Origin of the sequence: uncultured Brachyspira sp., from assembly GCF_944393015.1 — a bacterium.
Taxonomy (GTDB): domain Bacteria; phylum Spirochaetota; class Brachyspiria; order Brachyspirales; family Brachyspiraceae; genus Brachyspira.
The window spans coordinates 1-14175 of sequence record NZ_CALXYQ010000032.1; the positions used below are offsets into that span (position 1 = coordinate 1).

At 29.0% G+C, this 14175-nt stretch carries 12 protein-coding genes, 2 tRNA genes and 1 other RNA gene; 11 read left to right on the forward strand and 4 right to left on the reverse strand.

The window, feature by feature from the left end:
* Positions 1 to 3 precede the first annotated feature (3 nt).
* The 5 genes from Q0K19_RS10580 (at position 4) to Q0K19_RS10600 (ending at position 2740) form a co-directional block, all read left to right on the forward strand.
* Positions 4 to 77 (forward strand) — tRNA-Arg (locus Q0K19_RS10580).
* Between the two features lie 11 nt (positions 78 to 88).
* Positions 89 to 174: transfer RNA gene (locus Q0K19_RS10585), tRNA-Ser, on the forward strand.
* Between the two features lie 33 nt (positions 175 to 207).
* Positions 208 to 302, forward strand: an RNA gene (gene ffs / locus Q0K19_RS10590) — signal recognition particle sRNA small type.
* Positions 303 to 436: 134 nt separating this feature from the next.
* Positions 437 to 1723 (forward strand): recombinase RecA, encoded by a 1287-nt coding sequence (recA, locus tag Q0K19_RS10595; RefSeq protein WP_297247743.1) that lies wholly within the window; start codon positions 437 to 439, stop codon positions 1721 to 1723.
* 159 nt (positions 1724 to 1882) lie between these two features.
* Positions 1883 to 2740: a toxin A gene (locus Q0K19_RS10600; protein ID WP_297247744.1), complete on the forward strand. Its 858-nt coding sequence runs from the start codon at positions 1883 to 1885 to the stop codon at positions 2738 to 2740.
* A gap of 2 nt (positions 2741 to 2742) precedes the next feature.
* Here the strand turns inward: Q0K19_RS10600 and Q0K19_RS10605 are convergent, their stop codons facing one another.
* Positions 2743 to 3459, reverse strand: coding sequence for a gamma-glutamyl-gamma-aminobutyrate hydrolase family protein (locus tag Q0K19_RS10605; protein WP_297247745.1), 717 nt, complete (start codon positions 3457 to 3459; stop codon positions 2743 to 2745).
* 188 nt (positions 3460 to 3647) lie between these two features.
* On the opposite strand from Q0K19_RS10605, the gene Q0K19_RS10610 reads away from it, so the two are divergent.
* The 4 genes from Q0K19_RS10610 to Q0K19_RS10625 all read left to right on the forward strand — a co-directional run bounded on the left by Q0K19_RS10610 (position 3648) and on the right by Q0K19_RS10625 (position 7181).
* Positions 3648 to 4208, forward strand: coding sequence for an RNA 2'-phosphotransferase (locus tag Q0K19_RS10610; protein WP_297247746.1), 561 nt, complete (start codon positions 3648 to 3650; stop codon positions 4206 to 4208).
* A 293-nt stretch (positions 4209 to 4501) separates the two neighbouring features.
* On the forward strand, positions 4502 to 6109 hold the full coding sequence (locus Q0K19_RS10615; RefSeq protein WP_297247747.1) for a peptide ABC transporter substrate-binding protein: 1608 nt from the start codon (positions 4502 to 4504) through the stop codon (positions 6107 to 6109).
* Between the two features lie 21 nt (positions 6110 to 6130).
* Positions 6131 to 6313, forward strand: coding sequence for a hypothetical protein (locus Q0K19_RS10620; protein ID WP_297247748.1), 183 nt, complete (start codon positions 6131 to 6133; stop codon positions 6311 to 6313).
* A 388-nt stretch (positions 6314 to 6701) separates the two neighbouring features.
* Positions 6702 to 7181, forward strand: coding sequence for a hypothetical protein (locus Q0K19_RS10625; protein ID WP_297247749.1), 480 nt, complete (start codon positions 6702 to 6704; stop codon positions 7179 to 7181).
* Positions 7182 to 7610: 429 nt separating this feature from the next.
* Here Q0K19_RS10625 and Q0K19_RS10630 read toward each other — a convergent pair whose 3' ends face one another.
* Positions 7611 to 7823 carry a hypothetical protein gene (locus Q0K19_RS10630; protein WP_297247750.1) on the reverse strand — a complete coding sequence of 71 codons (213 nt, stop codon included), beginning with the start codon at positions 7821 to 7823 and terminating at the stop codon, positions 7611 to 7613.
* A 687-nt stretch (positions 7824 to 8510) separates the two neighbouring features.
* Here Q0K19_RS10630 and Q0K19_RS10635 point away from each other — a divergent pair.
* Positions 8511 to 10304: a phosphoenolpyruvate carboxykinase (GTP) gene (locus Q0K19_RS10635; RefSeq protein WP_297247751.1), complete on the forward strand. Its 1794-nt coding sequence runs from the start codon at positions 8511 to 8513 to the stop codon at positions 10302 to 10304.
* A 137-nt stretch (positions 10305 to 10441) separates the two neighbouring features.
* The gene (locus Q0K19_RS10640; protein WP_297247752.1) at positions 10442 to 11623 is read left to right on the forward strand and encodes a hypothetical protein; all 1182 of its coding nucleotides are present in this window, start codon (positions 10442 to 10444) and stop codon (positions 11621 to 11623) included.
* On the opposite strand, the gene Q0K19_RS10645 is transcribed toward Q0K19_RS10640, so the two are convergent.
* Both Q0K19_RS10645 and Q0K19_RS10650 read right to left on the reverse strand, forming a co-directional pair.
* Entirely contained in the window at positions 11620 to 12066 is a 447-nt protein-coding gene (locus Q0K19_RS10645; RefSeq protein ID WP_297247753.1) for a C-GCAxxG-C-C family (seleno)protein, read from the reverse strand. The two genes, Q0K19_RS10640 and Q0K19_RS10645, sit on opposite strands and share 4 nt — an antisense overlap.
* Positions 12067 to 12352: 286 nt before the next feature.
* A complete protein-coding gene (locus tag Q0K19_RS10650) occupies positions 12353 to 13705 on the reverse strand; it encodes an ankyrin repeat domain-containing protein (protein ID WP_297247754.1) in 1353 nt (450 codons plus the stop codon).
* Positions 13706 to 14175 lie beyond the last annotated feature (470 nt).

The following is a 14175-nucleotide window of genomic DNA, read 5'->3' on the forward strand; positions in this document are numbered from 1 at the left end:
TATGTGCCTGTAGCTCAATTGGATAGAGCATCAGATTGCGGTTCTGAAGGTTGGAAGTTCAAATCTTCTCAGGCACGTTGCTATATTAGGAAAGATGTCCGAGCTGGTCGAAGGAGCACGATTGGAAGTCGTGTGTGCTTAACCGCACCGTGGGTTCGAATCCCACTCTTTCCGTATACATGTTCTTTTTATTTTTTACATCTCTTATAACGGGGCTCTACGGCAGTTGATGATGAATCCGCCAGGTTCGGAAGGAAGCAACGGTAAGTCAACCCAACTGGGTGCTAGTTCTCCTGTTATAAGGGGCTTTTTATTAATTCCTTTTATAAATCCCATTTTAATTATTTTTTTATATTTTTATTTGTTAATATCTTGACAAAAACAATGTATTTTTATACAATGTATTATTATATTGTTTTTAGGAGAATTTTTTAATATGGCTACTAAAAAGAAAGAAACTGCTGAAGTAAAAAAAGACGGTAAGAGTGAAGCTATTGAAGCCATTACCGATCAGATAAATAAAAAATATGGCCCTGGTTCTTTTATGAGACTAGGAAGCAATAAAACTGTTAATGTTGATGTTATATCTACTGGGGCATTGACACTTGACCATGCCTTGGGAGTAGGCGGAATACCTCGCGGAAGAATCATAGAGATTTACGGACATGAGGCTTCCGGTAAAACTACATTAACTTTGCATATTATAGCTGAAGCTCAAAAGGCTGGAGGTTATGCTGCTTTTATAGATGCTGAACATGCTCTTGATCCTGTATATGCTAGTGCTTTGGGTGTTGATATTGATAATTTATATATTTCTCAGCCAAACAGCGGAGAAGAAGCTCTTGAGATATTAGAAAAAGTTGTATCTTCTACTGCTTTTGATATTGTAGTTGTGGACTCTGTTGCGGCATTGGTTTCAAAGGCTGAACTTGCAGGAGATATAGGTGATGCTCATATTGCTTTACAGGCTAGATTAATGAGTCATGCTTTGAGAAAACTTACTGCTATAATAAGCAATACTAATACTGCCGTAATATTCATTAACCAATTAAGACAAAATATTGCAACTACTGGTTATGGTGCTGGTCCTACTGAAACTACTACAGGCGGTAAGGCATTAAAATTCTATTCTTCTGTAAGACTTGATATAAGAAGAACTGAATGGATTAAAAAAGGCGATGATACTATAGGACATAAAGTAAAAATAAAAGTTGTTAAAAATAAATTATCATCACCATTTAAAGTAGTTAATTTAGAGATAATATTTGGTAAGGGGATATCATCTGAAGGACTTTTGATAGACTTAGCAATGGAAGCAAAAATCATAACAAGAAGCGGAGCTTGGTTCTATTATAATGGAGAACAGATTGCACAGGGTAAAGAAAAGGTAAGAGAATTACTTGCATCAGACCCTAAAATGCGTATGGAACTTGAAATACAGATTAGAGAAACATTAAATATGGGCGGAGCTGATAAGGTAAAAGAAAAACTTGCTGAATATTTAGAAGAACAAAAAAACGGCGGAGCTAAAGAAGCAGCAAAAGAAAATAATGATGATGAGAATAATGAGGCTGTATCTTCAAAGAAAAAATCTAAAAAGGCTGAAGAAGATGAAGAAGCTAATCTTCTAATGAGTGCAGAAGAAGCATATTCCGATGATGATGATGAAACTTACAGCGATAATGATTTTGAGGATACTATTGTAACACCTGTAAAAAATTAATTTATATTTTTATATAATATATCTATAAAAGGGGCTTTTTTATAAAATTAGCTCCTTTTTTATTTTTGTTTAATAATATAGTTATATTATTAGTATATACATATTTTTATAAAATGTTATAATACTAAAACTATAATATTGAATGTTTGAATATTTTGAATGAAGTTAATAAAATTTTTATTTATTTTTACAATTATATATGCATTAATAATAATTAAGCCTTTAAGTGCTCAAACTAATCTTCAGGCTGGTCTTTATATAGGGGCAGATTTAAATGGAAGATTCAGTCCTTATATGGATGGCGGCGGAAAAATTATGCTTTTTTACAGATTTATTTCTGATGTATTTCCGGGATATATTTGGGAAGGCATAAAAACAGATTTAGGTATAAGCGATCATATTAGTGCGGAAATGAATAGGCTTACAATATTTGTGAATAGTTCTATTTCTGAATATTTTAATATAGATGCCAGAGTATCTATGCTTAATTATTATCTTTCTTATGCCAAAAGAGGATTTGTAAATTTCGATAGTCCTAAAGATGAATTTGGTACTAATGGTATAGCCAATGCCCCTAAAACTTCTAATTTATCTTTTGAAGCTGAAGTAACGCCTACATTTAAAGTAAGTCTTTTTAGATCTTTATTTGAAGGCAGAGGATTGATTTTGCAGGCAGGGCTTACTTTCAAATATGCTTATAATATGTTTGGAAAGTATCATTTGGATTATGATTTACTTTTGATCAGGGATCAGAATGATATATCATATAAACTTGATTCTATGATTCTTTTTGATTTAATGCCATTAACTGTTGGTATTAATTATATGCTTGCTTATATGAATAATACCAAACAATTATGGCATTCAATAGGGGCTTATGCTCATTTTCAATATGAATTCATAAATAGAATATATACTGAAGTAAATTTGAGAATAGGGCAGTACTTAGGACATCCGGAATTTCCTGCCACTTTATATTTTGATATGAATGCTATGATTACATATAGAATAATATAAAATTACTTTCTTGAATTACAAACTTCTACAAACATATCAAATATATTCTGCATTTTTATTACTCTAGAGCTCATTAATTCAGGATGCCATTGTACACCTAAAATAAAAGAATCTTTTTTCTTATATTCTATAGCTTCTATTATACCATCTTTGGCAGTAGCTGTTACTCTGAAATCTTTAGCTAATTTATCAACCGCCTGATGATGGAAGCTATTTACTTCTGCTGTTTCCCCCAACATATCATATACTATGCTATCTTTTACTATTTGAATTTTATGTGTAGCTGTATGATATTCTGCAGTTTGACTATGAAGTATATTAGTATTTCTTTGGCTTGGTATATCCTGAACTAAAGTTCCGCCGAAATAAACATTAATAACTTGTATTCCTCGGCATATACCGAATATTGGTTTATTCATTTCAACTGCATATTTCATCAATGTAAAATCAAATTCATCTCTCTCTGCTGAAATAGTTCCTATTTTTTCTATAGGTTCTTCATTGAATCTAAATGGGTGAATATCAACTCCGCCTGTCATTATTATGCCGTCAACATTTTCAACCATTTTCTTTATAATTTCTTTATCTTCTGTGATCGGCATTATGAATGGTGCCCCTTGAGCTCTTATAACAGAATCTACATAAGAGCGGTTAATAAATGCTTTTGGTATAGAATTATTTTCATATAGAATATTGCCAGATAAACCTATAACAGACATAAATATATCCTTTATTTAATTAAAAAAATTTGCATATATATTACAGGCAAAATAATTTTTTTACAAGAGATTAGGGGCGGGTGGGCGGGCTGAATAAAGCTTTATTAAATATTAGCATTAACATAATATAGTTGACATAATTAATAAATAATATTATTTTATATTTATGTATTTTGTAGGAATTAAAAATGAAAGATGATAAATTGACTAAAGAGGAAATAAAAATAAGTAAATTTGTTAGTTTGGTATTAAGGCATAAACCTGAAAATATAGGACTCACATTATCAAAAGACGGCTGGGCTAATGTTTATGAATTAATAGAAAAAATAAAAGCTACAGGAAGAAATATAAATGAAGATATACTTGAAAGAGTAGTACTATATAATGACAAAAAGAGATTTAGCTTCAATGAAAATCATAGTTTAATAAGAGCAAATCAGGGACATAGTATAAATGTAGATTTACAATTTGAAGAAAAAGAGCCTCCGGAAATATTGTTTCATGGAACTTCTATTAATAATATAGATAACATAAAACAAGAAGGCATAAAGAAAATGGGAAGGCTTCATGTGCATTTATCTCTTACAGAAGAAACAGCTAAAAAAGTAGGAGAGCGTCATGGAAAGCCAGCAATAATAAAAATTAATTCAAAACAGATGTATGAAGACGGTATTAAATTTTATTTGTCTGAAAATAAAGTTTGGCTATGCGATTATGTTGATCCTAAATATATTATAGATGTGATTTAATAAGAACCCCCGCCCTTTATATTTTATAGTTTTATTTAGATAATAAAATTATAATTATTTTTAAAGCTTCATTGGCAATTTTAGCACCCACCCAAATTTTTATTAGATTAAAAAATATTATCTACGCACGATTTATTTTTATTGATTTTTGTATTTAAATATAAAGTTAATGTATTTATATTTTTTAATATATTCACCGTGCGGAAATTATATTAACATAATATAGTTGACATAATTATATATTTAGTTATCATATTTAAATATATAATCATCTTATAAAGAGAATATCTATTATGAAGAAACTAATTTTTATAATAATTTTGATTGCTAATATATTTTTGTTATCTTGTTCAAATAATAAATCATCTAATGAAGGCATAGTCGTATCAGTTGGAGGAATGCCTAGCAGTTTAGATCCGGCATTTGCTAAAGGCATTAATACAGCAGTTTACATAACACATACTTTTGAAACTCTCACTCAAAGAGATGAAGATGGCACTATAATTCCTGCACTTGCTGAAAGTTGGGAGGCTATGAGTAATAATACTGTTTATATATTTCATTTGAGAGAGAACGCTAAATGGTCAGACGGTAAAGATTTAACAGCTAATGATTTTGTATACACTTTAAGAAGATTAATAGATCCAAAAGTGGCTTCTCCTTTTTCTTTGGGATTTGATATAATAAAGAATGCTCAGAGTATAATGAAAGGCGAAAAAAAATTAGAAGAACTAGGAGTGTATGCTTTAGATGATTATACTTTAAAAATTGAGCTTGACATACCTTTACCATATTTTGAAGAGGCTATGGCTAGTGATATTGCTTCACCTGTAAGGGAGGATATTATAGAAACTTATGGAGAAGATTGGGCATTGAGTAAAGAGCATTATGTTGGAAACGGACCCTATATAATGACTGAATATAATGAGGCTGTAAAAATAGTAATGGAAAAAAATCCTTATTATTGGGATAAAGATAATGTAAAAGCAGAAAAAATAACTTTTGAATTTTTAGAAGATGTTAATACTGCAGTTGCGGCAATTTACGGAGACAGTATACTATTTTATCCTGAAGCACCTGAAAATGAAAGAGCTTCTTTAATAGAGCAGGGCATAGGAAGAGAAGTTGACATAACATCTATTGCTTATTATATGGTTAATTTGAAAAGAAGACCTTTCAATAACCCTTTAGTTAGAAAAGCATTAGCACTTGGTATAGACAGAAACTATATAGTAAATAATGTTTTGGGCGGGGGCAGGGTTGCAGCTGACGGATTTGTGCCTATTAATGTAAAAATTGGTACTAACAATTTCAGAGATAATGCTCCTCAATATATTTCTTTAGAAGAAAGTAATTATAATAAAAATATTGAAGAAGCTAAAAGACTACTTGCTCAGGCAGGATATGCTGATATAAAGAAATTCCCTATAATAGAATTAATCACAACTACAAATCCTTCATCATTATTCGTTGCAGAGGCAATTCAAAGTATGTATAAAAATAATTTGGGTATAGATTTAAAACTTAGATATGAAGAGCCTACAACATATTTACAGTCAATAAAAGACGGAAGTTTTCAGATGATCAAGGCCGGAACTAGCGTTGCTTATAATCAGGCATCTGGTTATTTAAGACTTTTTCAGCTTGATGGTTTGGGCAATGACGGCGGATACACAAATGCAGTTTATGATTATTTAGTTGATATTGCTATGACTAATGCAAATGAAGATATAAGAATAAAAGCGGCTTATGATGCAGAGCGTATACTCATACAAGAGGATATGGCTATAATACCTATATATTATGATAAGGCTACAATTATGCAGAGCAAAAAACTTCATGGCGTAAAATATGATATTTTTTCTATATATGATTTTAGAAATGCCTATATAGAAAATTAAAATAAAAGAGGGTTTTTATTTATGAAAAAATTTTTTCTAGGTTTATTTATTGGAATTGCATTGACTATATTCAGTTATAATGTTATGCCGAAACTTTATTCAGAGTTCAGCAGCAGAGATTCTAGTGCTTTAAATAGTATAGCATCAGAATTAAGAAATATAAGAAATATTTTGAATGATATAAAAATTGAATTAAGAAAATAGTTTAATAAAAATATTTGATATTGTATGCATTATTTATAAATTAAGTTGACATTTTATTAATATAGTGTACAATTTTTAATTATGGAATCATTAATAATTCTTTATATTAAAGACAGTCTACAGTCTACAGTCTACAGTCTACAGTCTACAGTCTACAGTCTACAGTCTACAGTCTACAGTCTACAGTCTACATCAAAATAAATTAATAAAAAAATATTATCTTTCACAAGAAAATTGTCCTAAAAATAAATATTTTAAAATTTTAGTATTATATAAATCAATACATCTTTTGGTATTGCATTCAAAAAAATTAATTTCTCAAATAATTAGTTATAGCTCGAGATATAACTTTTTATTAATAAATTTCAAAATAATAGGAGTAAAACAAATGAAAAAAGTTTCTAAAATAGCTCTAGTTTTAATGACTTTAGCTTTACTTTCAACAGCTTGTTCAAAAGTAAGAACAACAAATTTAATAGGTACATACAAAAGCGGAACAGCAACTATGACAGTTAGTTCAGATGGAGATGTGAGCTTTAATATTCCATCTAATGCTACAGGTGTATTAGCTTCATTGGCTAAGATAACTACATCTAAATATGACAGTACAGGTCAAGAGTATAGACCAAATGCTCTTGTTCCTTGGGATTTAACAACAGAAAAACAATCTTATGACTATGAAGTTAAATTATTTTTTGAAGAGGAAATAGTAGATAATTCAAGCGGCTATCCTATTACTACTAGAGTTTATCATGATGCAACTCTTAAATACAAATTTACTAAAGACAAAGAAACAGTTAAATGTGAACTAAATGTTACTGTACCTCAAGGAAAAGGTGATAGCGGTACTGTGACTTTCAGTAAGTAATAAAACTTTATCATATTTTTTCTGTATTAGGGGCATTAAAGCCCCTTTTTTATGAATTGATTATATTCAGAGCGTACTTCTTTATTAACACTTTTTAATACTTTATCATAATCCTTTTTTATGCCTTTATCTATTGCTCTGATAAGTGCCTCAATTTTTGTTTTTGATAAAATATCATTAATGCTAAATAAATTATCGTCACCGAGTAGGTGCCTTGCCTCACCATAGGTGGACTTCGTCCGGCACGCTTCGCGTCGGCAAAGAAAGACTTTAATATTCTTTTTGCCGTGTCAAATAAGCTAAGCATAACTAAAGTATAAATCAAACAATAAAAAAAAGATTTATACGATAGTTAGTTTATTAATGAATGTTTTTATAAAATATCATTTTTCATTCTATTTTTATTTATATCATATTGTAATGATTGTTTTAGTTCTCTATAATGTTCAATACATTTTTTTTAAATAATTCTTCATTATAGTTAAACTCTTTTTGAAGTTCTTTATTATTATAATAATCTTCCATATATTCTTCTAAATGTTCTTTTTCATCATCTATTATTTTTATAAAATCTTCTTCATCTTCATCTAATCCATAATTTTTTCTATAATCTTCATTTATGCCTTTTATTTCTTCTATCATATTATCTGGAGTAAATATACTTGTTTGCCAACTTCCATATTCATTTGTTTCAAGATGAGCCTTTAAAAAGATCTGGGTTCAAAGTCATTTTATAACCTCCTTTATGTAATTAAGATATTATAATATTTAAAAAATTATTATAGTATCACAATTATATTATAAGTATATTTTTTATAAAAAACTAATAAAAATATTGTCTTTAAATATATTTTTTGTATATACTGAAAATTTTTAAGTTTGTCAATTTTTTTATTCAACTTTTTCCCGCCGCAAAAAGTTGCAAAAAGTGCAAATATAAAATTAGTGCTAAATAATACTAAAATTGTCTTACATGTAAAATAATTTATTACATTTAAGTTCAAATATAGCCTTTCGCGAAGCGTATCCGAGCCTGTCGAGGATATAGCTTCTTTGTGGCAATACCATACCTACACTTACAGTGGACTTCGTCAGGTACTCCTTTCAGTCGCAGGTACTTCCTTCAGTCGCAAAAGAAGTGGGGGTGTTACGAAGTACGCAGAGCGGTGGGGCTAGTCCCCACAAATAATAAAAATAATAAAATAATTTTGACAAAATATATTTGTTTCAGTATATTATAAAATAATTAATAAATTTACAAAAATCATTTACTAAAAATGCGTTTTATTGTATAATTGATGCAACAAATTTAATAAAGGAGTAATATTCATGAAGGTTGAAGAATTAAAACATGAGAAGCTTAAAGCTTGGATTAAAGAAGTAGCAGATGTGTGTCAGCCAAAAGATATATATGTATGTGATGGAACTAAAGAAGAATATGACAACTGCATGAACGGTTTGGTAGAATTAGGTTTAGCAAAACCTCTTAAAAAAAGACCTCACAGTCATTCTTTCAGAAGTGATCCTTCTGACGTAGCACGTGTTGAAGATAGAACTTTTATTAGTTATCCAGATAAAGAAGATGCTGGTCCTACTAATCACTGGATGGCTCCAGATGAATTAAAAGGAACTATGAAAGAATTATATAAAGGTTGTATGAAAAATAGAACTATGTATGTAATTCCTTTCTCTATGGGTCCTGTTGGTTCTCCTATAGCTAAAATCGGTGTAGAAATCACTGACAGCCCTTATGTTGTATGTAACATGCATATAATGACTAGAGTTGGTACTAAAGTATTAGAAGTATTAGGTTCTGACGGAGAGTTCATACCTTGCTTACACTCTGTAGGTGCTCCTCTTGCTGATGGTGAAAAAGATACTAAATGGCCATGTGCTCCAATAGAGAAAAAATATATTTCTCATTTCCCTAATGAAAACTTAATCTGGTCTTATGGTTCAGGTTACGGCGGAAACGCTTTACTTGGTAAAAAATGTTTCGCTTTACGTATCGCTTCTGCTATGGCTAGAAGAGAAGGTTGGATGGCAGAACATATGCTTATCTTACGCTTAACTAACCCAGAAGGTAAAAAATTCCATATAGCTGCTGCATTCCCAAGTGCTTGCGGTAAAACTAACCTTGCTATGTTGCAGCCAACTATTCCAGGTTGGAAATGTGAAACTATAGGTGACGATATTGCTTGGATGAAAATAAATCCTGAAGACGGCAGACTTTATGCTATCAACCCAGAAGCTGGTTTCTTTGGTGTAGCTCCTGGAACTTCTTATGATTCTAACCCTATGGCTATGGATTCAATAAAAGAAAACACTATATTCACTAACTGTGTAGAAACAGATGACGGTGATGTATGGTGGGAAGGTATGGGAGAAGCTCCTAAACATGGTATAGACTGGAAAGGTAATGATTGGACTCCAGAAAGCGGTGAAAAAGGTGCTCACCCTAATGCTAGATTTACAGCTCCTGCTAGACAATGTCCTGTAATTTGTCCAGACTGGGAAGATCCTAAAGGTGTACCTATAGATATATTCATCTTCGGAGGAAGAAGAGCTTCAGTTATGCCATTAGTACATGAATCTTATAACTGGGATCATGGTGTATTTATGGGTTCTACTGCTGCTAGTGAAACTACTGCTGCTAATATCGGTGCAGTTGGTGCATTAAGATTTGACCCATTTGCTATGCTTCCATTTGCTGGTTACAATATGGGTGATTACATGAACCACTGGCTTGAAATGGGAGATAAATTAGGTGATAAAGCTCCTAGAATCTTCTATGTAAACTGGTTCAGAAAAGATGCTGACGGTAAATGGTTATGGCCTGGATTCGGTGATAACTCAAGAGTATTAAAATGGATGTGTGAAAGAGTTGAAGGTAAAATCGATGCTGTTGACACTCCTATAGGTAAAATGCCTAAAGAAGGCGATTTAGATCTTAAAGGTTTAGATATTCCTGAAGCTGATTTCAAAGAGCTTATGAGAGTAGATGTTGAAGCTTGGAAAGATCAAGCTAATCAAATAGAAGCTCATTATGCTAAATTCGGTTCAAGATTACCTGCTAGACTTAAAAAACAATTAGAAGAATTAAGAGCTAGATTAAGCAAATAATTGATAAAGTAAAATTCCTTTAATTTGCCAATAGTTTAATTTAATATTAAGCTATTGGCTTTTTTATTATTTATTAATTGATTTTTTTTCTATTTGAATAGATAATCTATAAAAATAAATATTAAGAAAAAACAATTATGAATAATTTAATAAAAGAATTAAAAACACAATCACAAAAAAATATTATAATATTAGCATTAATTTCTATATTGCCTTTTACTATATATTTTCTATTTTTCGCTTTAAATATCAATTCAGATTATAGAATTACTGAAATAACATCTCATTTTTTTGTTTTTAGAATTTTTTATTTATTTTGTTTTTCTCTTATGTTTAATTTAGACAATAAGAAAAATATATTCATAACTTTTTTGATATTTTTATTTGTAGGCATTCTCAGTGTGATTATACCTTCTTCAGAGTTTACATTTAAAGATATAATAGATAGAGATAAAAAGTTGATTTTCTTTGTTCATACTATTTTGAATAAGAATTTATTTTTAGATATTATATTTTTTATAATGTTTGCTTTATCATTTAACAAGTATAAAAATTATAAGGATATTAATCAGGCATTTACTTTCAGTGCCAATATAATGATATTAACTTCTATTATACCTGCGATTATTTCTATAATGTTTATGATGTTTTTTGCAGGGGTAATTAATTTATTTAAGGGAATTATTATAAATATATTTGATGATACACTTATTGTATTTAATGTTTTTATATTATCTGTATTTTATATATTTGCTTTTACTCCTTTTATAATTTATTTTCTTTATAAAAAAGATGTAAAAAATATATCAATATACTTTTCAAGAATGATAATGTATATAAGTTTATATAATATAATTAAGCATTTATTTTCTATAATAGTGCCAATTATTTCTTACAGCAGTCCTTATGATATTAGAATCAATTTTATAATTTATAATGTAGCTCTTACTATAGGGGTAGTAAATTTATTTTTTGTGAGAATGGATTATAAATCAAGCATATTTACAAAATTAGTTTATATTATATTTCCTGTAATAGCATTTATTTTTAATATAATAATTTTAACTTCTACAATATACAGAATAAAAGAATATGGAATAAGTCCAAATAAATTAACTTTGATTCTTACAAATATAATAATGCTTATTCATTTTATTTTGATAATTTTTGATAATATAAAATCATTAAAAAAATTAGACAGTATAAAAAATATAAAAGACATTATACTAACAAACAATAGAAGCTATTATGTATATGTTTATGGAATCATAGCTTTTATAGTATGTTTTATAATGCCTTTGTTTTATAATGTTTTTTAATTTTTATTTAATTCTCTCATTATCATTTTTGCTGTAGTTTCTGTAGTGAAAGCAACAACATCTTTGCATGATTTTTTTCTTTCTTCTGAGTTTTGCTCCATACCTTTAGTTATAACTCTGCAGCAAGTTGATTTGAATTCTTTTTTGAAACTATCATGAAATTCATTGCTTAATCTAAGACAATTATCTACTTTCTGATGAGGTTCTCTTCTTCCAAATAAAAATCCCAAACACATAGAGCTGGCAGCAACAGCACCGCATAAGCAGCCGCTTCCTCCAACTCCTCTTAAAAATGATGAACTCATAGCTATAGCATCATAGCTTAAATTAAATTCAAAATGTTTGTTTAAAGCATATATTATAGCTTCAGAACATCCAAATCCTTTACCAAAAACATTTTTTGCATCATTAATGCATTCTTCAATATTGATATTTGTTTTCATAAATTAACTTCCTTAAAAAATATTTGTAATAATATATCTAAACAACTATATTTTGTCAATTTTTGCTTTTTTATGAATGTAAATTATATTTTTTTATAATATAAAACATTATTTTATATTGCTTAAATATCTTTTATCTGTAAGATAAATTATTAATTTTCTACATAATAAGTAATCAGCCGCACGTATAGTTGACATTTAATAAGATGAAACAGTGCCGTGCGGGAAGGTGCCGCAGCTAGCGGTTGACAAAGTTAAAAATTTTTAGTATATATTAAAATTATAATTATTTTTTCTTCTTATAATATTTGCTTACTATGTCAATCATTTTTTTATCCTGCATAGCTTCAGCATATTCCAAAAGATTATAACTTTCTTTTATAGCACCTCCATAAACATCAGAAGGTTTTAATTCTATATTTAAATCCACTCCGTTTTTAAATAAATATTCAGCAACTTCATAACAGCCTTGATCTATAGCATGATATATTGCAGTATAATTCATATCATTAGGATAATAATTCACATCAGCACCATTTTCAACTAATGCCTTAACTATTTCTAAATTACCAACACTTGCAGCAATTGCTATAGGAGGATCATCATCTGCAAATTTTGTATCCAAATCAGCACCATTATCTTTTAAAAGTTTAACTACTTTAGGAACAGAGCCCGCAAGTATAGTAGCAGGAGCAACTCCACTATTATTTGTAGCATTCACATCGGCACCGTTTTCTATTAAAAGTTTTGAAGCTTCATAAGGATTTTGTCCTGTAACAGCCCAAAGTAATGGAGTGTCCCCATTATCGTCAGCTTTTCCATTAACATCTATTCCATTATCTATTAAATATTTCATTATATTAATATTGCCTTTTTCAGAAGCATAAATAAGTGCAGATGCTCCCCAAGATGATTTTTCATTTATATCTGCATTATTTTCTAGTAATAGATTAAACATTTCTTCATTGCCGTTTTCGCATGCAATCATAATCATATTTTTGCCGTCTTTATTTTTTATATTTATATCAGAGTCATGTTCTATTAATAATTTTGCCATCTTTATATTATCAGTTCTTACAGCTTCCATTAAAGCATTAAATCCATCATCTGCTCTTAAATTAACTAAAGTTCCATTATCAATCAATGCTTTTGCTATATCATAATGTCCGTATGATGAAGCTATCATTAAAGGAGTAGAATTAGTATAGTGTGTAACATCGTCTATAATAAGCTCCCCTTTTGAAGCAGCATTTATACCGCCCTCATTTATTAATTCTATCATTTCAGCAACGCCTGTTTTATTTTTATTTTTTTCTAATAGTTTTAATAATTCTTTACTAGGCATTATTATTTCATTTGTCATTGCTGTATTTTTTAACTTTTCATTATTACTGCCATTAAAAGTGCTATTATCTTTTATTTCCTCATCTTCAGTATATTCATCAGCTTCTTTATCAGGTTCTATTAATGTATTATCTTCTATTTGTATGTCTTCTGTATTTTCTATATTATCTGTTGTTTCTGTATTATTTATTGTAATGTCTTTTACTTTATCATTATTACTTTCATTATTTGCCGCATATAAAGTTATTACTGTCATTAGGGTTATCATCAGAATGAGAATGATTTTATTTTTCATAATACTATCCTTAATATTAATTGTTTCAATAATATCATATAATATATTTTTAGTAAATATTTTAATATATACCTAAACAATTATATTTTATCAATTTTGATATTTTTTCAGATGTATTATCAACTTTTTTGACTCACAAAAAAGTTGCAAAAAACGTAAGTGCTACAACCTTGTATTATTCAATATCTATTAGATTTGTGGTAACAGCTAAAATTTAGGTTACACCTTGCCGTAGGCACGCAGAGCGAAGGTGGACTTAGTCAATGCGGTCTTTAGCGAAGCACGCAGAGCGTGTGCGGCAAAAAAGTTGATAATAATTATGTAATGTGTAGTAGTCGGCAAAATGAAATCGTTTCAGTATATATTAAATTATATTGATTATTAGAAATTAAATTTAGAAATACTTTTGTTAAATAAAAAAGGCCATTATATTTTTATAACAGCCTTTTTATCATTAAAAATTATTTATT

What these genes read in the sequence shown, in the direction of transcription:
- recA (WP_297247743.1), top strand. Translation starts at nt 437, where the DNA reads ATGGCTACTAAAAAGAAAGAAACTGCTGAAGTAAAAAAAGACGGTAAG.
- Q0K19_RS10600 (WP_297247744.1), top strand. Translation starts at nt 1,883, where the DNA reads ATGAAGTTAATAAAATTTTTATTTATTTTTACAATTATATATGCATTA.
- Q0K19_RS10605 (WP_297247745.1), bottom strand. Translation starts at nt 3,459, where the DNA reads ATGTCTGTTATAGGTTTATCTGGCAATATTCTATATGAAAATAATTCT.
- Q0K19_RS10610 (WP_297247746.1), top strand. Translation starts at nt 3,648, where the DNA reads ATGAAAGATGATAAATTGACTAAAGAGGAAATAAAAATAAGTAAATTT.
- Q0K19_RS10615 (WP_297247747.1), top strand. Translation starts at nt 4,502, where the DNA reads ATGAAGAAACTAATTTTTATAATAATTTTGATTGCTAATATATTTTTG.
- Q0K19_RS10620 (WP_297247748.1), top strand. Translation starts at nt 6,131, where the DNA reads ATGAAAAAATTTTTTCTAGGTTTATTTATTGGAATTGCATTGACTATA.
- Q0K19_RS10625 (WP_297247749.1), top strand. Translation starts at nt 6,702, where the DNA reads ATGAAAAAAGTTTCTAAAATAGCTCTAGTTTTAATGACTTTAGCTTTA.
- Q0K19_RS10630 (WP_297247750.1), bottom strand. Translation starts at nt 7,823, where the DNA reads ATGATAGAAGAAATAAAAGGCATAAATGAAGATTATAGAAAAAATTAT.
- Q0K19_RS10635 (WP_297247751.1), top strand. Translation starts at nt 8,511, where the DNA reads ATGAAGGTTGAAGAATTAAAACATGAGAAGCTTAAAGCTTGGATTAAA.
- Q0K19_RS10640 (WP_297247752.1), top strand. Translation starts at nt 10,442, where the DNA reads ATGAATAATTTAATAAAAGAATTAAAAACACAATCACAAAAAAATATT.
- Q0K19_RS10645 (WP_297247753.1), bottom strand. Translation starts at nt 12,066, where the DNA reads ATGAAAACAAATATCAATATTGAAGAATGCATTAATGATGCAAAAAAT.
- Q0K19_RS10650 (WP_297247754.1), bottom strand. Translation starts at nt 13,705, where the DNA reads ATGAAAAATAAAATCATTCTCATTCTGATGATAACCCTAATGACAGTA.